The organism is Pannonibacter phragmitetus, assembly GCF_050510895.1.
In the GTDB taxonomy this organism is placed as follows: Bacteria; Pseudomonadota; Alphaproteobacteria; order Rhizobiales; family Stappiaceae; genus Pannonibacter; species Pannonibacter phragmitetus_B.
This window is the reverse complement of sequence record NZ_JBNINT010000001.1, coordinates 3,116,302-3,135,420: the sequence shown is the minus strand read 5'-3', so window position 1 is coordinate 3,135,420 and position 19,119 is coordinate 3,116,302. Positions and strand designations below refer to the sequence as shown.

Sequence of the window (19,119 nt, the reverse complement as noted above, 5' to 3'; positions counted from 1 at the left end):
GCGGCCAGCCCCTGCAAAGGCACGGCAAAACCGGAGCAGGCGGCAACGGGCCGCAGGCTGGCGTCAACCGTGGCTCGCTTGCAAATGGCGGCCTTTTGGCTATGTTCCCGGCCAAACAGACCGGCTGGCAAATGGCCGCCGCAAGATGATTGAAGAACGGATTTTCCGCATGGATGTGAGCCTGAACCGGGCAGAGGCGCAACACGGCGCCGCGCCGGAACTCACGGTGGTTCTGCCGACCTATAATGAGCGGGGCAACGTGCCGCTGGTGATCGCGGCGCTGCGCAAGGCGCTTGAAGGGGTGGCCTGGGAAGTCATCTTCGTTGATGACAATTCGCCCGATGGCACCGCCGCAGCGGCCCGTGCCATTGCCGCCGAAGATCCGCGCATCCGTGTGATCCGCCGTGTGGGCCGCCGTGGCCTTGCGGGTGCCTGCGTCGAAGGCATGCTCGCGTCTTCTGCCCCCTTCGTGGCGGTGATGGATGCGGACATGCAGCATGATGAGACACTGCTGCCGCGTATGCTGGCGGAGCTACGCTCCGGCGAGGTGGATCTGGCAGTCGCCAGCCGCAAGGTGGAAGGCGGGGATATCGGCGATGGCCTGTCCGCAATCCGCAAGGCCGGGTCCAACTTTGCCAACGCGCTGGCACGCAAGCTGCTGAAAGTGACGCTTTCCGACCCGATGAGCGGATTTTTCATGCTGCGGAGGGAAGTGGTGGACGAGCTGGCCCCACGTCTCTCGGCTCAAGGCTTCAAGATCCTGCTGGATATCGTGGCCAGCGGTGAGGGGCGCCTGCGCATCCGCGAGCTGCCCTTCGTCTTCCGCGAACGGCAGGAGGGGAAAGCAAGCTCGATACGCTGGTGACGCTCGATTATCTGGGGCTGCTCGTCTCCAAATACCTGGGCGACATGGTGTCTGTCCGTTTCCTCATGTTCAGTCTGGTGGGCGCCAGCGGTGTGCTGGTGCATCTGGTGGCGCTGCGCGCCTCCTGCTGGCGCTGGAGCTGGACTTCAATCAGGCCCAGATTGCCGCGACCTTCGTCGCCATGACCACCAACTTCGTCCTCAACAACCAGCTGACCTACCGTGACCGGCGGCTGTCAGGCCTTGCCATGCTGCGTGGCCTCGTCACCTTTTATGCGGTGTGCAGTGTCGGCGTGCTGGCCAATGTGGGCGTCGCCAATCTCATTTATGAGAGCGAGCCGGTGTGGTGGATTGCGGGTGCTGCAGGTGCGGTGATGGGCGCGGTGTGGAACTATGCCGCTTCGTCCGTGTTGACCTGGCGCAAGGCCTGAGGGTGATCTGATCATGGCTGGACAGACTGGCGCACTGGAAACTGGCCGCGAAAAAGTGGCTGACCTGCCACTGTGGCTGCAGCCGAAGCTGCTTGTCCTGCTGGTTCTGGCCCTGACGGTTCTGCGCCTGTGGACCGGCGCCAGCGCCTATATCGTCGAGGACGAAGCCTACTACCGGCTCTGGGGCCTCTATCCGGCCTTCGGCTACTATGATCACCCGCCAATGGTGGCCTGGTGGATCTGGCTGGGTCAGCAAATTGCGGGCGACAATGCTCTCGGGCTGCGGCTCGTCAGCATCCTGTCGGCGGCCATCGGGTCGCTGGTGCTGTGGCGCACGGCCTTTCTGTTGTTCGGCCCTCGCGTGGCCGGACTGTCCGTGCTGTTTCTCAATGCGACGCTGCTTGTTGGCATCGGCGCTGTGCTGGCGACACCTGATGCGCCCTCCGTGTTCTTCTGGGGACTGACGCTCTGGGCTTTGGCAGAGCTTACCACCTCGGGAAAAGCGAACTGGTGGCTGGCGGTCGGGCTGTTCGCAGGCTGCGGGCTTGTTTCCAAATATTCCGTGCTGTTCCTTGGGGCCGGTATCGTGCTGTGGCTGCTGCTGCCCGCAAACCGCCGCTGGTTCCTCTCCTGGCAGCTCTGGGCTGGCGGGTTTGTCGCTATCGTTCTGCTTTCGCCGGTGCTGATGTGGAATGCAGGCCATGATTGGGCCTCGTTCTACAAGCAGTTTGGCCGTGCCGGGCGGGGGAGTGGACGGAAAAGTTCATCATAGAATTCATCGGCGCCTTCCTTGGCCTGCTCAATCCGCTGGTCGCCATTCCTGCACTGGCCGGGCTCTGGCACCTGATGCGGCGGATGAGCAAGGGCGAGACGGGCGCGGGGCTGATCGTTCTGACCACGCTGCCGTTCCTCGCCTATCTGCTTATCCATGCGCTGCATTCGCGTGTTCAAGGCAACTGGCCGGCACCCGTGTTCCCGGCCTTCTGCATCATGGCGGCGGTGTTTGTGGCTGGTAGCACAGCACGCTTCTGGCGCGGCCTTGCCACAGCAGCTGTGGTGTTGGGGCTCGGGTTTGGCGCAGCGGTGCAAGTGCATGCGGTCTCGCCCTTCACCGGCAAGTTCGCGCGCAAGGACCCTACGTTCCAGATGCGCGGCTGGCCGGAAATCCATGATGAACTTCGCCAGATTGCGGATGCGCAGGGGGCCGGTTACATCGCCACCATGGGCTACGGCCTCAACGGCCAGATGGCCTTTGCCTTCCGGGGCGAGATCCCGGTGGTCCAGCTCAACGACCGCATCCGCTATGCGATGATGCCGGAGCCGGGGCCGGAGCTGTTCTCCGTGCCGGGGCTCTATGTCACTGAAGCGCGCCGCGATGCGGCTGAGCACCTGTCGGAAGTCTTCGGGCGGGTGGAGCTGGTAGCAACCTTGCCCCGCAAGGTAGATGGCGTGCCATTGGAAGACCTTTTGGTCTATGTCATCGACCAGCCAGAAGGCTCGCCTCTGGAGCCAGTCGACCCTGCCTTATGGAAGAACGCGCAATAGGTTGATGCCGCTAAGGCATGCCTGAATTTTGTTTCCGATTGAATTCCAAGCCTTTTTACGGTTAGCAAAGAGGCATGGTATCCCGCGATAATGCGGGTAGGGGGCGGAATGAAACGGATCACCCTGGCGGCAGTCGATTATGGCTTCGCGTTCGGCACGGACCGGGCGATCCGGGAGCTTTTGGCACAGGGCCGCCTCAGTGCCGTGGGATGCCTTGCCTTTTCCGAACTCTGGCGGCGCGAGCATGCGCCGTTGCGCGAGGTGGTGGATGGTGCGGCCAGCCACGCACTCGTTGGCCTGACACTGACACTCACAGGGGCGTTTGGCGAGCCGATGAGCCCGCGATGGCGGCGGGAGCTGGGGCCATCGTTCCGCAGCCCTGGCTGGTTTGCCCGGCGGGCACGTTTCGGCCTGCTTCCCGATGAGATCATCCTTGAGGAGATGTCGGCGCAGATCCGCAGCTTCATGGAGCATTTCGGCGCTGAGCCGCAGTTCATCACCCTGTCCGATGGTCTGATGCGCCACCGTGCGCTGGTGCGGCTTCTGGCGCAAGCGGTGGAGGCAGAGGGCCTTGTCACCCGTCCGCTCGCCGTTTTTCCGCAAGGGGAAGGAAGGACTCTACGCCGTTTCAGCCGCTTCGCGATGAACTTCGGCTTTCCGGTGCTGGCCAGTGGTCCCGTGCTGCCAGATCCGCCCAGCGAGGCCGAGCTGCAGGAGGCACTGAGGCATCATTTCGACGGACTTCCCGAGATGGCCTTCGTGGTGGCGCGGCCCTCAATTATTGATGACCGGCTGCGGCGGCAGCTTCCCAGGGCGGAGCTTGCACGGCGCGAACGGCATTTCGCCGTGCTCAAAAGCCTCAAGTTCTTTAACACACTGGCAGAGAAGGATATCTTCCTTTACTGAGGGCGTGCCAGCCGGTCTTCTCCCGCCAGTTCTCAATCTGCCTTCCGGAAACGGAAACGGCTCCAGTGGGGGGCCTGGAGCCGTTCTTCGGGAGGAGACAAACAGCTTTCGCTGTCTGCTATTGTGGATGTGGGTTGTTTTTGCGAGATTGCCAGAGGCAGGGAAGACATTTTTCACGAGACAGGCGAGCGGCGCAGGGCTGCCGTCCTGTCATGAGCAAGGGGCTGCATCGCGTGTCGGATCTCAAGGGTTTCCTCGAAAACAGTTTCACGCTTGAGGGGCTCCCGTCCGATCTTGCGGATGGGCTGACCCGCATTGCGCGTCCCATGAAAGTGAATCAGGGAGCGATCCTGTTTGAGACCGGTGATCCGGGCAATGGCTGCTACGCCATTCTGGAAGGCTCGCTCAAGGTTTCCATTCTCTCGGTCGAAGGCGACGAGCAGCTTCTTGCTGTGCTAGGGCCGGGCGATCTGGTGGGCGAGCTTGCGCTGTTGGACGGAAGGCCCCGTTCGGCCACCGTTACGGCATTGAAGGCGGCACGGCTTGCCTTTATCGATAAGTCGGCCTTCGAGCGTTTCGCAGACGAGAACCCGCAGCTTTACAGGCACATGCTGTCGATCGTCGGCAAGCGGCTGCGACAGTCCAACGACGTGCTGGCCGCGCGCTCCTTCCTTCCTCTGCCGGGCCGTGTGGCGCAGACGCTGATGCAGCTGGCCGAGACCTTCGGCAAGCCGCTGGACAATGGCCGCATCCTCATTCACTACAAGCTCAGCCAGTCCGAGATTGCCAATATGGCCGGTGCTGCGCGCGAGAACGTCAGCCGTGTGCTGAATGACTGGAAGCGGCTCGGCACCATCAGCCGTATTTCCGGTTATTACTGCCTGGAGCGCCCTGAAGTGCTCAAGCAGGCGGCAACCCTCTGATTTTCCCCCACCGTCTTTCATGGAGAGCCATGTGACAGCCACTTCGGACGCAGAAACCGAACAGCCAACCGGTGACCTGACCCTTCGCACCATGGCCATGCCGGCCGATACCAACGCCTCGGGCGACATTTTCGGCGGCTGGGTGCTGTCGCAGATGGACCTTGCAGGCGGCATCGCCGCGGGCCAGCGTGCCGGTGGCCGTGTGGTGACCATTGCCATCGACCGGATGAAGTTCATCCGCCCGGTGCATGTGGGCGATGTGCTGTGCATCTACACCCGCGTTGGCCGGATCGGCCGCTCGTCCATGGAAATCAACATGGAAGCCTGGGCTCTGCGCCACCGCTACGGCCAGCGGGAGAAAGTGACCGAGGCGATGTTTACCTTCGTCGCTGTGGATGAGGATGGCCGTCCGCGTCCCGTCCCTGAGGAGTGCTGAGGTCTGTGATGGCAAGCATCATGGCTTGCCCCGCTGATGCACGCCGTCTCACTTTCGGCATCGGCTGAGGGATAGACTGAAAAAGCCGGTCAGGTGGGCCTGACCGGCTTGCGGCCTGCGGTGGTGCAGGCAAAACAGCACGGAGCACAGGGCTTTGCAGCCATGGCACGTGAAAATAGCGTGGTTCGGGAGCGGGTTCCGCGGCGTTTCAGCCGGGAAGGGTCTGCCGGGCGCGACGCTCGAGATCGGCGTAAAGGCTCTCGTCGATCGCTTTGGAACAACCGGTGTTCCATAGCGCGATCAGCCCTTCCACCCGTGTCTTGCGCATCTCTGAGGTCAGCGGCGCATGTGTACGGCGGAGCGCGGCGGTCAGTTTCAGCTGACGCAGGCGCTGCAGGACATAAAATTCCGAGGCGGTCAGGGAAGAACGGGCGGCAGGCGCGGCCAGGTCCTTCAGCTGTGCCCCGGCCAGGACAATCTGGACGGATGCGTTCACGGCGTTACTCTCTCTTCTCGACATTAAAAAATCCTCCTTCGGTTTCCCGAGGAGGACTGGCGCATTGACGTTCTGACCGCTTGGTTGCCCTGGGTTTCCCCATGGCCACATCCCTTTGCGGGGACCACCTTGCCCGGCCGGGCAGGTTGGCGAGGGCGCCAGCCCTTCTCTTGATGATGGCGGCGTTATGCCATGGACGGGGCCTAGGGTCAATCACCTGAAAACAGCCGGCTCGGAACTGTCGCCAAGGCCCGGTTTGCGGCTTGTGGGCAGGCAACAACTCCTTAACGGGATGCGGCGCAGGGTGTCGGCAGAGCAGATGTGCCGCGAAGACAAGGATGTGGGCGCGGCTGAGGGACAATGGGCAGGGATACATGACGGGCGAAGGGATGAGCCGCCAAGGGCTGTTTGATCCGGCCCGGCCGTTGACCGCAATGATGCTGGCATTCTGTGCCTGTTATGTCGACGTGATCTGTGTCCTTGGCCTGTTCCACACCTTCACCGCCTTCGTCACGGGCACGCTTGTCGTGCTGTGTACGGAGATCTTTACCCTGCCGGAGGACGCCAAACTGAAGCTGGTGGTGCTCGCGACCTTCTTTGCCGCAACGCTCGGCTGGTACGAGCTGATTGTCCGGCTGAAGGCGGCAGGGCACCTGCGGCTGGCGCCACTGCTGGTGCTGGAAGCTGCACTGCTGACTGTGTTCCTGCTCGTTACCATGCTGGCCGGGCCGCTGGAGCGCCCCTCGCGCTGGCAACAATCGCTGCCGTTATGATCTCGACCCTCGCCATGTCGTTGCAGAACGTGATCATGAGCGAGCTGCTGAACTACCATGCGCCGACAACCTTCATGACAGGCAACACGATGCGCCTGATTGCCGGACTGGTTTCCGGCTGGCTGTCCACGGCACCGGCGGCACCCGGTCAGGTGGCGGATGCCCGGGCAGGGGCCATCCGGCACGCGCAGGTGATTCTTGCCTTCGTGGGTGGCGGGCTGATGGCGGGCTTCGGCATGATGCAGTTCGGCTTTCTTGCGCTGCTTCTGCCGGTTGGCATTCTGCTGACCATGGCGGCGGCACAGCGGCCTGTATCTCCCGGGCAAGGCTGACCCCTCACAGCTTCCTGGCGGGCGCGTCTTCATTCATGACCCTGTTCATGCCGGAAGGCGAGGCCTTCTGCAGCCGTGAGGACCTGCCCATGCCGCCGCAAGATGACGCCAGCCTGATGATGATCAACGCAAATAACACAGGCTTCGGAACGGTACGCCTCGATCCGCAGGCGGATGAAGGGAACTATCTCAACCACCTCGCACTGACGCCGCAACAGATGCCAAGCGTCTACTATGGCTCCCCCATCAACAACAATACGCTGCGGCTGCGCCCGCTGCACGAGCATGGCTTTGTTGGCACGACGGCCGGAACGCGGCTGTATTTCGCCGTGGCAGGCCTTCTTGACGAGATGCATGACCCACGCAATGCATTGTCGACGAGCTGGGAGGCGGTTACAGATCCGATCTACAAGAGCAAGTATTACGTCTATGTCCGGCTCGGTGTTTCCGGCGCCAATTTTGCCCAAACTCTTGCGGCGCTGCAAAACACCGCGGACTTGATGTCCACCGATGAGCTGGTGAACGCCAATGCCGCCAGCAACGTCACCGGTCCAACCCGGGTCGTCTATGTCACGGGTGGTGACCTTGCCGGCACATTCTGGGCCTTCAAAAGGTCTGGCTGGAAAAGCGATATTTTTGGGCGCAGTGATCTCAACAAGCGGTACCGGCCGTTGTGCCTGATGGATTTTCCCATTGGCGGCGCGCAGGTGGGGGCTGCTCAGGCTACGGGCCCCAACTTTGGCAACGCGCTGGCGCTGATCCCTGATGACCGGGCGAATGTGCACGTGGGGCACAGCCTGATCGATGCCAACAACCTCAGGGCCTATTATCAGGCACAGGTCTATCCCAGTCCCGCTGGCAATGTGGATGGTGACACGATCTGGACCAACTTTAACCGGCTGGGCTCATTCATCCAGCGCGCGTCTTATCCAGGCCTGCACGGTGTTGCCGTGACCGGCCCGGTCATCCGCGCCGGAAGCCAGTATTATCCACGTGACTATTTCCGCAGCTTTCCAGCCTATGACCGCAACTTGCCATCCACTCAGGTGACGGCAAACCAGGCCGGTACCATCGCTGCGATGATCAACGGCTTCGTGGGTGCCTGACCGGGGCTGAGGACGCGCACCGAAGCGAACTTCGCAGCCTTGCTTAATAATGCGGCGGGCGGGTGACGGGATGGGCGGAAATGCCCGTCTCGATCAGCTCGTCGATCTGATCCGTCATTTCCCTCAGCTTACGCGTCAGCCGTTCGATCTGCTTACCCTGCTCGATAACCACGGCATTGAGATCGTCGATGGTGCGGATGGCATGGGCGAGGCCGATTTCCAGATTCACGACGCGGTCTTCATCCATCATGGCAAGGGGCCTCTCGTGATATGCGGACGTTTCTCAGCCGCTGGTTCGGGAAAACTGACAGGGCATGGACTTGGCAGGGCACATAGGATGCTTAAGTTAGACAAGCGGGGCGTCCTGCTTCGCGCCTTATCTCTTCTCCCGCCTTATGGCACAAGTGCGAAAGCCTGAACATGACAAGCCTTGCGGATTTTCCGATCACCCGGAAGTGGCCGGCCCAGCATCCTGACCGTATCCAGCTTTACTCCCTTCCGACGCCGAACGGCATCAAGGTTACTGCCTTTCTGGAAGAAGCGGGCCTTGCCTATGAGCCGCATCTGGTGGACTTCGGCTCCAGTGACCAGATGACGCCCGAGTTCCTGTCGCTCAACCCGAACAACAAGATTCCGGCCATCATCGACCCCAATGGCCCGGATGGAAAGCCTTTCGGCATATGGGAATCTGGTGCCATCCTCATCTATCTTGCGGAAAAGACCGGCAAGTTCCTGCCGAAGGACCCGGCCGCAAAATATGAGACGATCCAGTGGCTGATGTGGCAGATGGGCGGCCTTGGCCCCATGTCCGGCCAGCTCGGTTTCTTCCACAAGTTCGCGGGCCGCGAATATGAGGACCGCCGTCCGTTTGAGCGCTACCGTGATGAGGTGAAGCGCCTGCTCGGTGTGCTCGATCAGCGTCTTGAGGGCCGTGAATTCATCATGGGCTCGGACTACACAATCGCGGATATGGCCTCCTGGCCCTGGCTGCGGACCATTTCCGGCTTCTATGAAGCAGCGGAGCACGTTGACCTGGCTACCCGCAAGAACGTGCTGCGCTGGTTTGAAACCTGCATGGCCCGCCCGGCCAGCCAGAAAGCGGTCAACATTCCGGCACGGGGCTGAGACCGGGTTATCTCAAGCCGTCTGATGCAGGCACATCAGGTCTTGAAGGTGCTCAAGCATGTCCCGTGCTTGAGCGGAACTGCAAGGGCGGCCACTGGCCGCTCTTTTCCTTTGAAGAACCCATGGTCTCACGCGGCCAGCTGCTGTGCGTCTCCTATCTGGAAGCTTCCTGTGCCAGAAGCCCAGCTGTTGTGGAGACCAAGCAATGACCGCGCAAACCAACCCCACGCTTTCCATTATCGAAGAAAACAACATCGGTTTTGGAACCGCCCGGCTCAACAATGCGGGGGACGCTTTCAAGGCAATGCAGTTGCCTTCGATGTATTACGGTCAACGCTCCAGCTATCTGACGACGCGCTACCGCCCCTTTCACCGGGATGGTTTCACGATCACCAACGCAGGTACGCGCATCTATGCAGCCGCCGCAGGCCCCAATGTTCCTCTGGGCCAGAATGACGTTCCGGTAAATGATCACAATGTGAACGGCTGGAACGGCTACTTGCACCGCACGGACGACTGGCTGATGTTCGTTCTCGGCGTCAGTCTTGAGGACTTTCAGGCTCAGTTGACCGGGATCATCAACAAGGCGACCAAGTGGACGACCGAGACGTTCCTGGCAAGCAACCCGGCTGCCAATGCTCTCAACTCCAGCGTCATCTTCATAACCTCAGGAGCTCTGATGGGCACGTTCTGGGGTTTGAAGTACGGTGGCTGGAATGCTGGTGTGCAGTACCAGTATTACCCGTTTGTCGTTCGGGACTATCGCTTTCCAGCAAACAACATCGCCAACATTTACAATGGTATGGGGCAGCTGAACCAGGCGGCACTCTACAACGCGTTCATGAATGGCCGTGGTGCTGCCGCACACTATCACCGCGGCCATGTCCTTTGCACCGTTGAAGGACTGAAGAGGTTCTATTCTGTCAACACTGTGGATGTGCAAACGCCCCTTCAGGCGGCTCCTCCTGCGCCGGATATTGCAACCAAGAATCTGTTTACGCGTCTGCAGGCGATCGGGCCCCGTGTGCAGACAGTCAATTATCCACCCTTGGGCTATAACAATCAGATAGTGAATCCAGCCGCGCCGTTGTTCTCTTTGAATGACGTTCAGCTCAATCCCGGTGCTTTTAACCTGATACCGCCTCTTGGTGCCGGCCAGGCTGAAGCTGCGCAGTTCAAGGCAATCGCGCAGATGATCGCCGAATTCCAGATCTAGGCCTGAGACGAAGGTTTGGCCAAGCCCCGGTGGGCTCAGCGCACCGGGGCTTTTCATTAGGGAGGCAGCCTTCAGGAGGAGCTGTCTTGAACGTCGCTGCAGATGGCGTGACCAAGGCGTCTGCCGCTGTGCTGCTCACTTCAGCGGGAACATTTCGTACCAGGGCCGCGCACCGGCATGGCGGGCCTCCTCAAGTGTCACGATGGCGGGGTGGAGCGTTAGGCGGTTGCGGTTGAACAGGAAGTCCTGCATCCGCCGGGCATCAATGAAGAGGCAGCCCTCGCTCATCCGGTGCTCCGGACCGGTAAAGCTGGTGTAGAGCACGAAGACCGGATGCACATGCCGGTGCCCGTGGGATGCGGCTTCTGCCGCGGCAATCAGGCTGCGGATGCCATCCACCTCAAAGGGAAAGTAGTTCAGCCCCAGATGCCGCTCGCGCTCCAGCCGCAGGGCGCGCACCAGATAATGCCGGTCGTCCAGGCTCCACGCCCAGCTCGCCCCCAGATCCTCCGCAAGGCCTGGGTCCTCCTGCCAGGCTGTGACCAGCCCGATCTTGGCAGCGCGCGTCATCTGATGGATCGTCACCAGATTGACCGTCGTCAGAAACGGCTCCGCCACATGTGCGCCCAGATGGGCCGTGGCTTCCATGAAGTCTGAGGTCCAGACCGACCTCTCGGCGAGAATTTCCTGAATATTCATGACCATCCCGGCACCAGCTGTCCTGCCTTGAAGGACGCTGGCGGGGGAGGGATGTGAATATAATCCGGTGGGGTGGGGCCATGCAAAAGGGCGGCCCGAGGGCCACCCTTTCCGTATTTCGAGGCTGATGGACTTCTTAGAGGTCCATGCCGCCCCCGAACCCGCGCTAGCGGGTTCAAGACTTAGTCTGATGGGTGGCCATGCAAAAGGGCGGCCCGAAGACCGCCCTTTCCGTATTTCGAGGCTGATGGGCTTCTTGGAAGTCCGTGCCGCCCCCGAACCCGCGCTAGCGGGTTCAAGACTTAGTCTGATGGGCGGCCATGCAAAAGGGCGGCCCGAAGACCGCCCTTTCCGTATTTCGAGGCTGATGGACTTCTTAGAAGTCCATGCCGCCCATGCCGCCCATGCCGCCGCCCGGCATTGCCGGAGCTTCCTTCTTCGGAAGCTCGGCAACCATGGCACCGGTGGTGATCAGCAGACCGGCGACGGAAGCAGCGTCCTGCAGGGCAGTGCGCACGACCTTCGTCGGGTCGATGATGCCGGCTTCGATCATGTTGACATAGGTCTCGGACTGGGCGTCAAAGCCGAAGGTGACGTCCTTGTTCTCGAGGATCTTGCCAACGACGATGGAGCCTTCCACGCCGGCGTTCTCGACGATCTGACGGATCGGGGACTCAAGAGCGCGCAGAACGATCTTGATGCCAGCCTGGATGTCAGCGTTGTCGGAGGACAGCTTCTCGACAGCAGCCTTGGAGCGCAGCAGAGCCGTGCCGCCGCCCGGGACGATGCCTTCTTCAACGGCAGCGCGGGTTGCGTTCAGGGCGTCATCGACGCGGTCCTTCTTTTCCTTCACTTCGATCTCGGTCGCACCGCCAACGCGGATGACGGCGACGCCGCCAGCCAGCTTGGCCAGACGCTCCTGCAGCTTCTCGCGGTCGTAGTCCGAGGTGGTTTCCTCGATCTGCGCCTTGATCTGTGCAACGCGGCCAGCGATGTCGTCCTTGGAGCCAGCGCCATCAACGATGGTGGTGTTTTCCTTGGAGATGGAGACCTTCTCGGCGCGGCCGAGCATGTCGAGCGTGACGCTCTCCAGCTTGATGCCGAGGTCTTCGGAGATCACCGTGCCGCCGGTCAGGATGGCGATGTCTTCCAGCATGGCCTTGCGGCGGTCGCCGAAGCCCGGAGCCTTGACAGCAGCGATCTTGAGGCCGCCGCGCAGCTTGTTGACGACGAGGGTCGCCAGAGCTTCGCCTTCGACGTCTTCAGCGATGATGAGGAGCGGCTTGCCCGACTGCACCACAGCTTCGAGAACCGGCAGCATGGCCTGCAGGTTGGAGAGCTTCTTCTCGTGCAGGAGAATGTAGGGCTTCTCCAGCTCGGCGAGCATCTTCTCGGCGTTGGTGACGAAGTACGGGGACAGGTAGCCACGGTCGAACTGCATGCCCTCGACGACTTCCAGCTCAGTCTCGAGAGACTTGGCTTCCTCGACGGTGATCACGCCTTCGTTGCCGACGCGCTGCATGGCTTCGGCAATGTCCTTGCCAACCTGCACGTCGCCGTTGGCGGAAATGGTGCCGACCTGAGCAACTTCTTCAGAAGTGGTGATCTTCTTGGAGGAAGCAACGAGGTGCTTCACGGCTTCAGCAGCAGCCATGTCGATGCCGCGCTTCAGATCCATCGGGTTCATGCCAGCGGCAACAGCCTTGGCACCTTCCTTGACGATGGACTGAGCCAGCACGGTGGCGGTGGTGGTGCCGTCACCGGCGATGTCGTTGGTCTTCGAGGCCACTTCGCGCACCATCTGGGCGCCCATGTTCTCGAACTTGTCTTCCAGCTCGATTTCCTTGGCAACCGACACACCGTCCTTGGTGATGCGCGGAGCGCCGAAGGCCTTGTCGAGGACGACGTTGCGGCCCTTCGGGCCGAGGGTCACCTTGACAGCGTTTGCGAGGATATCGACGCCGCGCAGCATTTTCTCGCGGGCATCAGCACCGAACTTTACGTCCTTAGCAGCCATTTTATCGTCTCACTCTAATTTGGGTTGATGTCAGTGAAATCCGGAGGTCCGCCTGATCAGGCGATCACACCCATGATGTCGGATTCCTTCATGATCAGCAGGTCTTCACCGTTGATCTTGACTTCAGTGCCGGACCACTTGCCGAACAGCACGCGGTCACCAGCCTTAACGTCAACCGGGATCAGTTCGCCGTTGTCCTTGCGGGCGCCAGCGCCGACGGAGACGACTTCGCCTTCCTGCGGCTTTTCCTTGGCGGTGTCCGGAATGATGATGCCGCCAGCGGTCTTCTCTTCGGAGGTTACGCGACGAACAACGACACGGTCGTGCAGCGGACGAAACGTCATTTGGCTCTTTCCTCTCATGCGGCGTGCCCCCATATGAAGCAGCACGCAATCCATAATGTTGATGGCTCGAGAGATCGCGGGTTGCCCCGCGTCTTGTTAGCACTCCTCAACAGCGAGTGCTAACAGCCCCCGATTTAGGAGCGCCTGCGGGCCTTGTCAATGCCGGAGCAAACGAAAAATCCTCCGGCCTGGTTGGCCGGAGGACTCGGGTTTTCGGGCTTTTGGGGCTTGCGCCGTGCCGCTCTGGGTCACATGGCGGCAGAGCGCTCCGACCACGACTGCTTCTTGCGGTAGATGGTCGAGGGGCTGATCTCCAGTGCCGCAGCAGCCAGTGCAATGTTGCCGTCGAAGGCATCCAGCGCATCTTCGATGATCCGCCGTTCCTGCGCCCAGAGGGGCTCTATGGCAGCCAGCGGGCGGGCGCCGCGCGCAGGCCGGCGGCGCTCACGCGCCTCGTCGCTGCCAAGCCGTGCGCGGGCAGAGCTTTCCCGGATGAAATGCGGCAGCATGTCATAGGTGACTGCCGTGCCATTGTTCATCACCACGATCTGCCGGATGGTGTTCTCCAGCTGGCGGACGTTGCCGGGCCAGGCATAGGCCTCCAGCCGGGCTTCTGCATCTGCGTCAAAGCCGCGGAAGGATCTGCGGTCTTCACCGGCAAAGCGGGTCAGGAACTCCAGAGCCAGCGGCAGGATGTCCTCGCGCCGTTCGCGCAGTGGCGGCAAATGAACGGGCAGCACATTCAAGCGGTAATAAAGGTCTTCGCGCAGTCGCCCTGTTGCGACCTCCGCCAGAGGATCGCGGCTGGAAGAGCACATGATGCGCAGGCTGCTCGGCGCGCCATTCTCAGACTTCGCCAGCCCCTTGTCCTGAAGCAAAAGCAGAAGCTTGGCCTGAAGAGACAGGTCCAGCTCGTTCACTTCGTCAAGGAACAGGGTGCCGCCTGCCGCCTGTGCCGTTGCGCCTGGATAGGCCTCGCTGCCATCACCGAAAAGCTCCGCGTCGATCCGCTCCACCGAAAGCCCGGCACAGTTGATCGCGACAAAGCGGTTGCCAGCCCGCCCTGAAAGAACGTGGATCGCTTCGGCGCACAGGCTTTTGCCTGTGCCGGATTCGCCGGTGATGAAGACCGGAGCATCAGATGGCGCAAGGCGGCCAATCTGATTGTAGACGCCTGTCATCAGCTGTGATGTGCCAGTGAAGCGGCCAATGGGAACGCGGGTCGAAGGGTCCAGCTGACGCATGGCCGGGGTGTCCCGGCGTGCGCTCTGAATCTGAGCCTGTGGGCGCCGGCCGTCGAGCTGGGCCTGCACCTTGCTCAGCAGCGCATCCAGCGTGAAGGGCTTGGCGATGAAGTCATGTGCTCCGGCGCGCATGGCATTCATGGCCTGCGTGACGGAACCGTGGGAACTGGTGGCGATGATGATCGCGCCGGGGCTGCGCACGGCGAACCGGGCAAGCGCCTCGTCTCCACCGGCCGTCTCGATGTCGATGATAAGCACATCGGCTGAAGCATCGCTCAGCGCATCAAGGCATTGGCGCGGGTCGGAATAGACCAGCGGCTCGGCAACTTCGCCGCTCAGCCGCGCACAGACCGTGGCCGCACGGGTTGCGTCCGCTGGACTTGCGTCAAGAACGCGCACATGAATGGACCTCATGAGGTCCGGAAGGCTCCCCATCCCCGGGTTACTCCCGCTCTTGTCAGATTTCTTCAGGCAGGTCTTGTCTGAACTGTCGGCTGAGTGTCGTGCAAACGTGGTAAACAAAACGTTGTCAGCCTCGTAAATAATGACGGCTCAGCCTTCCAATCCGCCAGGACCTCACGATTTCATAGTTGATTTTTCTGACGGATTTTCTCTGGTGCCGTGAAGCTTCAGGCAAAGCCGCACCACTTTATGATGCATTCTGCAAAGGAGGCTGGCTAAAGGTGCGCGGCGGCGTAGCCCGCTGCGAAGGCAATCGCCATCAGCGGAAAGAAAACCTCCGGGCGCAGAAGAGCTACCGGAAAGCCAGGCCCTTGCAGTGTTCCTAGCGGCTTTGCACTGGAGGGGGAGGCGTAACTGGTGGATCGGCGGAGAGCGGTAGTTCTGGCCGTGTCTCCGGTTCTGCTTCCGGCGTGGGGCTGGATCCCGGCGCGGGCATGAGGTGAAAGCCTGGCAGATAACTGCCCCTGGGGATGATAATGCGCACCGGATCGCCATGGCCGGTGCCCGCATAATAATCCTCAAGGCGTTTTCGCAGTCTCGCCGCTTCAACCCGGACGATGGGATCTGTTGCAGGGTTGAAGCTGTCGTCCCGCCCCAGCGCCTGCGTGGCGATGGTGTAGCCCTTGAGAGGGACAGGCGGATCGGCGATAGAGGCCTCCACCACGAATGTCAGGAACTGGCGCAGTTGCAGGGATGCGGAGAACTCCGGGCTGCCGGTGATCTTGTGCAGTGTCAGGCGGATGAGGTCGCGGTTGAGGGCTGTCTGCGGGCTATGGCCTTTGCCGGGCACAGACCGAGCAGACCTTTCCGCGCCGTCAAGGCGCGCTTTTGGCTCCCGTTCACTGGCCAACTGTCCTTCCACTCCGCCAATCTCCCCGTTTGTTCAAGAGATAGCGGGCCTCCCGTTTCAGCCCCTGAGGATAAGGCTATGGCTCTTGCAGCGAATTGCAAGGCTTTTTGCGGCTGGCTGCCGTTTCGTTGCAGGAAGGCCTCAGCACTGCGCTGTTAACCATTGTTAATGCGTTTTAAAGAGCGCTAGGCAAAGTTTTCCCCGTAAAGGCTGGCTTTGAGAGTCGGAACTGCCGTGGCTTTCGGGCAAAATCGTTAACAGAGTATTGATTCGGGGTAGTGCGGCCAAAGGCATGGGGCGTTTAGCGACCATCATCATTCTGATCTGCATGGGCGTGATTGCCCTGTCGGCTGCTGCTGTGCTCGTTTATCAGTTTGGCCGCCCGCCGGCTGAAGCGCTGTCGCTATCGCTTGCGTTGATGTGCACCATGATTGTCGTGCAGGTCGTGCTGGGCCGTGGTCGCGACCGGGGCGAGGTCAGCGACGTTGTCGAGCGTCTGGAAGACCGCCTGCTTGAGCTGGATGAGGATGTCAGCAACCTCGAGGGGCGGCTGACGGGGGTTGAGCACACCATCCCGCGCCGCACGCGCGAGGAAATCGACCCGCTCTTTGCTGAAATCGAGGTGCTGGGCACGCTGGTCAAGCAGATGGCGGAAGCCATGTCCGACATGGAAACCCGTATCGAGGACCAGCGGGCCGTTGCTGGCCCTGCGCCCATGCAGGGCCTTGGCTACCACGGTCAGCCTTATGAGCAGGCGCCGCAGCACATGCAGCCGCAGCTCGCCGCGCCCCAGCAGCCCCATCAGCCTCAGTATCAGCAGCCGCCCTATGCCCAGGCGCCCTACTATCAGGATGCGCCCCAGCAGCCGCAGGCCTATGCCGCGCAGCAGCCGCAAGCCTATCAGCCGCCGCAGCATCAGGGCCATCACGCTCCTGAGCCGGAGCCGCAACACGCGCCGCACCAGCCGCATCAGCACCAGCAGGAGCAGATGCCCGGCGGGCGGATCGAACCGGTGTTTGGCGGTTTCGAGCAGCCCGGCTTCCGCAGTGAGCCGGAGCCTGCGCGGACCGCATTCCAGCCGCAGCCCCCGGTTCCGCAAAAGGCAGACCCGGCTATGCGCGAGATGATCCGCTCGGCGCTGAATGCCAACCGGGTGGATCTTTTCCTGCAACCGATCGTAACCCTGCCACAGCGCCGGGTGAAGTATTATGAGGCCTTCACCCGCCTGAGGGACGGCAACGATCAGGTTCTGGAGCCCGCCGTCTTCCTGCCGGAAGCGATCCGGTCCGGATTAATCCCGCGGATCGACAATCTGCTGCTGTTCCGGTCCGTGCAGGTGATCCGCCGCCTGACGACACGCAACCGCGATGCGGCGCTGTTCTGCAATGTCTCCTCCATTTCGCTGGCAGACGAGACGTTCTTCCCCGGCTTCCTGGAGTTCGTGCGCAACAACAAGAGCTTCAGCGATCTGCTGATCCTCGAGTTTACGCAGGATGATGTGGCGCAGATGGGTGTTGTGGAGATGGAAAGCCTCGGCGCTCTGGCCGAGATCGGCTTCCATTTCTCTGTGGACCAGATCCATGACCTGAAGATGGACTTCAAGTCACTGGCCGAGCGTGGTTTCCGCTATGCCAAGCTGCATGCGGACTACCTCATCGGCCGCCGCAGTTCCGACCATGGGCACATCCATCCGGGTGATTTCGGCAATCTGCTGCACCGCTATGGCATGACGCTGATTGCCTCCCATGTGGAGACGGAATCGCAGGTTCTGGAGCTGCTGGACTTCGATGTGTCCATGGCTCAGGGTCATCTCTTCTCCCCGCCGCGCCCGGTTCGCGCAGAGGTTCTCCAGGGCATGCCTGCACCCGCGCCGCGTAAGCGCGCAAGCTGAGATGCCGCCGGACGGATGGGCGAAGGGCGGAGAGGTGGCTCTCCGAAGCCATCCATCAGATAGCAAATCCACCCATCGTTACCCCGGACGAAAGCGAAGCGAAGATCCGGGGCTGGTGAGCCGAGGCCTATCGGACTGAGACCGCGCAAAGGCACCTTGGCTCACCGGTCCCGGCTCGCGCTACGCTTGGCCGGGAAGACGATTGAGAGGTGGTGCCAGGCGCCGGTAGCCCTTTTGCACCAAACAAAAAGCGTGCTGACCTGGGCCAGCGCGCTTCTTTGGATCTCTGGGGCCTGAGACTTATTCGCCGACTTCGTTGGCCGGTTCTGCCTGCAGCATGCCGTAGCGCTCTTCGCCAATGCGGCCGAGCAGTTCAAGCTGGGTTTCGAGGAAGTCGATGTGGCCTTCCTCATCCTTCAGCAGCTCTTCGAACAGCTGCATGGAAACGATGTCGCCTTCCTCACGGCAGATCTCGCGGGACTTGGCGTAGGCAGTGCGAGCGTCATATTCGCCAGCGAGGTCGCACTCGAGCACTTCCTTGATGGTCTGGCCAATCCGCAGGGGAGCCAGCTTCTGCATGTTGGGATGGCCCTCGAGGAAGATGATGCGTGACGTGAGCTTGTCCGCATGCTGCATCTCTTCGATCGACTCGGCGCGCTCCTTCTTGGCAAGGCGCGTATAGCCCCAGTCATCCAGCAGGCGGTAATGCAGCCAATACTGGTTGATGGCGCCCAGTTCGAGGAACAGGGCCTCGTTGAGGCAGTCGATGACTTTGGCATTGCCCTTCATGATGTGACTCACTTCATTCAGCGGGGTTGAACTGGATCTACATTAGAATGGTTCTATGTTTTGTGTCCAGCCCCTGCGGTTGTGAAAATGCAGTTTTTCCTGTGCCGCAGTGTGGAGACGCATCAACGGAATGACGGTCCGTGGCACCAGCATGTCAGCGAGTAGCGCCGCCCGCTGGAGACCGGGGTAACCCTGTGTAGCATGAAGCTGGCAAAAAGCGTCGCAGAGCCTTGTTCTCTGGGGGCTGCCCATTTGGCGCTGCCCAGATCAAGGTCGAGGCTGCCGCCGGTGTAGAGGTCTGGCTGGCTCAGCTGAACGACAATTGTAAGTTTGCGCTGGCGGGCGATGGCGCCATCGCCAATGTCTGAATGCCAGTCGTAGTGGCCTTCATCCGTCTCGTCGTAAGCGGCGACCTGCAGCCGCTCCTGAAAGTCTGTGATGTCAAACTGGAAAGCCTCGCGGTTGGCGGAGGCCACTGTTTCCAGAATGCGGTTCATGACGAAGGCGGCGCTGCCTTGGTCATCGAGCCAGGAGATACGTGCGCGGCGGATGTTGTGCTGTATGCCGCCGACCAAGCCCCCGTCCTGCATCTCCACATTCTCGGCGAGGGCTATGATTTCTGCGCATTCGGCAGGGGTGAAAACGTCCTTCATCGTATGCTTGAACATGT

Annotated in this window: 20 protein-coding genes, 1 pseudogene and 1 riboswitch; of the genes and pseudogenes, 12 read left to right on the top strand and 9 right to left on the bottom strand. The window is 61.3% G+C overall.

Features of this window, described 5'->3' with window-relative positions; genetic code table 11:
* Positions 1-169: 169 nt before the first annotated feature.
* The 6 genes and pseudogenes from ACQB61_RS14925 (at position 170) to ACQB61_RS14900 (ending at position 5,105) form a co-directional block, all read left to right on the top strand.
* Positions 170-1,295, top strand: a pseudogene (locus ACQB61_RS14925) (glycosyltransferase).
* A gap of 13 nt (positions 1,296-1,308) precedes the next feature.
* The gene (locus ACQB61_RS14920; RefSeq protein WP_430513256.1) at positions 1,309-2,067 is read left to right on the top strand and encodes a glycosyltransferase family 39 protein; all 759 of its coding nucleotides are present in this window, start codon (positions 1,309-1,311) and stop codon (positions 2,065-2,067) included.
* Entirely contained in the window at positions 2,001-2,840 is an 840-nt protein-coding gene (locus ACQB61_RS14915; protein ID WP_430513255.1) for a hypothetical protein, read from the top strand. The genes ACQB61_RS14920 and ACQB61_RS14915 overlap by 67 nt, the downstream gene beginning before the upstream one ends.
* Positions 2,841-2,948: 108 nt before the next feature.
* The gene (locus ACQB61_RS14910; protein ID WP_430513254.1) at positions 2,949-3,746 is read left to right on the top strand and encodes a ChbG/HpnK family deacetylase; all 798 of its coding nucleotides are present in this window, start codon (positions 2,949-2,951) and stop codon (positions 3,744-3,746) included.
* A gap of 212 nt (positions 3,747-3,958) precedes the next feature.
* Positions 3,959-4,669 carry a Crp/Fnr family transcriptional regulator gene (locus ACQB61_RS14905; RefSeq protein ID WP_430513253.1) on the top strand — a complete coding sequence of 237 codons (711 nt, stop codon included), beginning with the start codon at positions 3,959-3,961 and terminating at the stop codon, positions 4,667-4,669.
* 19 nt (positions 4,670-4,688) lie between these two features.
* Positions 4,689-5,105 (top strand): acyl-CoA thioesterase, encoded by a 417-nt coding sequence (locus ACQB61_RS14900; RefSeq protein ID WP_430513252.1) that lies wholly within the window; start codon positions 4,689-4,691, stop codon positions 5,103-5,105.
* 208 nt (positions 5,106-5,313) lie between these two features.
* Here the strand turns inward: ACQB61_RS14900 and ACQB61_RS14895 are convergent, their stop codons facing one another.
* Positions 5,314-5,601: a hypothetical protein gene (locus tag ACQB61_RS14895; RefSeq protein WP_430513251.1), complete on the bottom strand. Its 288-nt coding sequence runs from the start codon at positions 5,599-5,601 to the stop codon at positions 5,314-5,316.
* A gap of 70 nt (positions 5,602-5,671) precedes the next feature.
* A riboswitch (SAM-I-IV-variant riboswitch) is annotated at positions 5,672-5,783 on the bottom strand.
* Between the two features lie 192 nt (positions 5,784-5,975).
* Between ACQB61_RS14895 and ACQB61_RS14890 the strand changes: the two genes are divergently transcribed.
* The 3 genes from ACQB61_RS14890 to ACQB61_RS14880 are packed head-to-tail and all read left to right on the top strand — an operon-like array spanning position 5,976 to position 7,812.
* On the top strand, positions 5,976-6,374 hold the full coding sequence (locus ACQB61_RS14890) for a DUF1275 family protein (protein ID WP_430513250.1): 399 nt from the start codon (positions 5,976-5,978) through the stop codon (positions 6,372-6,374).
* Complete coding sequence (locus ACQB61_RS14885) at positions 6,371-6,706, top strand: DUF1275 family protein (protein WP_430513249.1); 336 nt, start codon at positions 6,371-6,373, stop codon at positions 6,704-6,706. Before ACQB61_RS14890 ends, ACQB61_RS14885 begins: the two co-directional genes overlap by 4 nt.
* 35 nt (positions 6,707-6,741) lie before the next feature.
* Positions 6,742-7,812 carry a hypothetical protein gene (locus ACQB61_RS14880; protein ID WP_430513248.1) on the top strand — a complete coding sequence of 357 codons (1,071 nt, stop codon included), beginning with the start codon at positions 6,742-6,744 and terminating at the stop codon, positions 7,810-7,812.
* A 43-nt stretch (positions 7,813-7,855) separates the two neighbouring features.
* On the opposite strand, the gene ACQB61_RS14875 is transcribed toward ACQB61_RS14880, so the two are convergent.
* Positions 7,856-8,062: a SlyX family protein gene (locus ACQB61_RS14875; protein WP_050472026.1), complete on the bottom strand. Its 207-nt coding sequence runs from the start codon at positions 8,060-8,062 to the stop codon at positions 7,856-7,858.
* A 170-nt stretch (positions 8,063-8,232) separates the two neighbouring features.
* Here ACQB61_RS14875 and ACQB61_RS14870 point away from each other — a divergent pair, with 170 nt between their 5' ends.
* A complete protein-coding gene (locus tag ACQB61_RS14870) occupies positions 8,233-8,937 on the top strand; it encodes a glutathione binding-like protein (protein WP_430513247.1) in 705 nt (234 codons plus the stop codon).
* Positions 8,938-9,142: 205 nt separating this feature from the next.
* Positions 9,143-10,153, top strand: a complete 1,011-nt coding sequence (locus ACQB61_RS14865; RefSeq protein WP_430513246.1) for a hypothetical protein — start codon at positions 9,143-9,145, stop codon at positions 10,151-10,153.
* Between the two features lie 135 nt (positions 10,154-10,288).
* Here ACQB61_RS14865 and ACQB61_RS14860 read toward each other — a convergent pair whose 3' ends face one another.
* The 5 genes from ACQB61_RS14860 to ACQB61_RS14840 all read right to left on the bottom strand — a co-directional run bounded on the left by ACQB61_RS14860 (position 10,289) and on the right by ACQB61_RS14840 (position 15,709).
* Positions 10,289-10,858, bottom strand: coding sequence for a hypothetical protein (locus ACQB61_RS14860; protein WP_430513245.1), 570 nt, complete (start codon positions 10,856-10,858; stop codon positions 10,289-10,291).
* A gap of 370 nt (positions 10,859-11,228) precedes the next feature.
* Complete coding sequence (gene groL, locus ACQB61_RS14855) at positions 11,229-12,869, bottom strand: chaperonin GroEL (protein ID WP_430513244.1); 1,641 nt, start codon at positions 12,867-12,869, stop codon at positions 11,229-11,231.
* Between the two features lie 56 nt (positions 12,870-12,925).
* Positions 12,926-13,213: a co-chaperone GroES gene (groES, locus tag ACQB61_RS14850; protein WP_019963183.1), complete on the bottom strand. Its 288-nt coding sequence runs from the start codon at positions 13,211-13,213 to the stop codon at positions 12,926-12,928.
* Between the two features lie 248 nt (positions 13,214-13,461).
* Entirely contained in the window at positions 13,462-14,871 is a 1,410-nt protein-coding gene (locus ACQB61_RS14845; RefSeq protein WP_430513243.1) for a sigma-54-dependent transcriptional regulator, read from the bottom strand.
* 370 nt (positions 14,872-15,241) lie between these two features.
* Positions 15,242-15,709 carry a hypothetical protein gene (locus ACQB61_RS14840; RefSeq protein WP_430513242.1) on the bottom strand — a complete coding sequence of 156 codons (468 nt, stop codon included), beginning with the start codon at positions 15,707-15,709 and terminating at the stop codon, positions 15,242-15,244.
* 352 nt (positions 15,710-16,061) lie between these two features.
* Between ACQB61_RS14840 and ACQB61_RS14835 the strand changes: the two genes are divergently transcribed.
* Positions 16,062-17,660 (top strand): EAL domain-containing protein, encoded by a 1,599-nt coding sequence (locus ACQB61_RS14835; RefSeq protein WP_430513241.1) that lies wholly within the window; start codon positions 16,062-16,064, stop codon positions 17,658-17,660.
* A 300-nt stretch (positions 17,661-17,960) separates the two neighbouring features.
* Here ACQB61_RS14835 and bfr read toward each other — a convergent pair whose 3' ends face one another.
* Positions 17,961-18,449, bottom strand: coding sequence for a bacterioferritin (gene bfr, locus ACQB61_RS14830; protein ID WP_430513240.1), 489 nt, complete (start codon positions 18,447-18,449; stop codon positions 17,961-17,963).
* 122 nt (positions 18,450-18,571) lie between these two features.
* Positions 18,572-19,117 carry a 2OG-Fe(II) oxygenase gene (locus ACQB61_RS14825; RefSeq protein ID WP_430513239.1) on the bottom strand — a complete coding sequence of 182 codons (546 nt, stop codon included), beginning with the start codon at positions 19,115-19,117 and terminating at the stop codon, positions 18,572-18,574.
* Positions 19,118-19,119 lie beyond the last annotated feature (2 nt).

Bases quoted from the DNA above. Each gene is read 5' to 3' on its own strand.
- ACQB61_RS14920 (WP_430513256.1), top strand. From the start codon at position 1,309: ATGGCTGGACAGACTGGCGCACTGGAAACTGGCCGCGAAAAAGTGGCT.
- ACQB61_RS14910 (WP_430513254.1), top strand. From the start codon at position 2,949: ATGAAACGGATCACCCTGGCGGCAGTCGATTATGGCTTCGCGTTCGGC.
- ACQB61_RS14905 (WP_430513253.1), top strand. From the start codon at position 3,959: ATGAGCAAGGGGCTGCATCGCGTGTCGGATCTCAAGGGTTTCCTCGAA.
- ACQB61_RS14900 (WP_430513252.1), top strand. From the start codon at position 4,689: ATGGAGAGCCATGTGACAGCCACTTCGGACGCAGAAACCGAACAGCCA.
- ACQB61_RS14890 (WP_430513250.1), top strand. From the start codon at position 5,976: ATGACGGGCGAAGGGATGAGCCGCCAAGGGCTGTTTGATCCGGCCCGG.
- ACQB61_RS14885 (WP_430513249.1), top strand. From the start codon at position 6,371: ATGATCTCGACCCTCGCCATGTCGTTGCAGAACGTGATCATGAGCGAG.
- ACQB61_RS14880 (WP_430513248.1), top strand. From the start codon at position 6,742: ATGACCCTGTTCATGCCGGAAGGCGAGGCCTTCTGCAGCCGTGAGGAC.
- ACQB61_RS14875 (WP_050472026.1), bottom strand. From the start codon at position 8,062: ATGATGGATGAAGACCGCGTCGTGAATCTGGAAATCGGCCTCGCCCAT.
- ACQB61_RS14870 (WP_430513247.1), top strand. From the start codon at position 8,233: ATGACAAGCCTTGCGGATTTTCCGATCACCCGGAAGTGGCCGGCCCAG.
- ACQB61_RS14865 (WP_430513246.1), top strand. From the start codon at position 9,143: ATGACCGCGCAAACCAACCCCACGCTTTCCATTATCGAAGAAAACAAC.
- ACQB61_RS14860 (WP_430513245.1), bottom strand. From the start codon at position 10,858: ATGGTCATGAATATTCAGGAAATTCTCGCCGAGAGGTCGGTCTGGACC.
- groL (WP_430513244.1), bottom strand. From the start codon at position 12,869: ATGGCTGCTAAGGACGTAAAGTTCGGTGCTGATGCCCGCGAGAAAATG.
- groES (WP_019963183.1), bottom strand. From the start codon at position 13,213: ATGACGTTTCGTCCGCTGCACGACCGTGTCGTTGTTCGTCGCGTAACC.
- ACQB61_RS14845 (WP_430513243.1), bottom strand. From the start codon at position 14,871: ATGAGGTCCATTCATGTGCGCGTTCTTGACGCAAGTCCAGCGGACGCA.
- ACQB61_RS14835 (WP_430513241.1), top strand. From the start codon at position 16,062: ATGGGGCGTTTAGCGACCATCATCATTCTGATCTGCATGGGCGTGATT.
- bfr (WP_430513240.1), bottom strand. From the start codon at position 18,449: ATGAAGGGCAATGCCAAAGTCATCGACTGCCTCAACGAGGCCCTGTTC.
- ACQB61_RS14825 (WP_430513239.1), bottom strand. From the start codon at position 19,117: ATGTTCAAGCATACGATGAAGGACGTTTTCACCCCTGCCGAATGCGCA.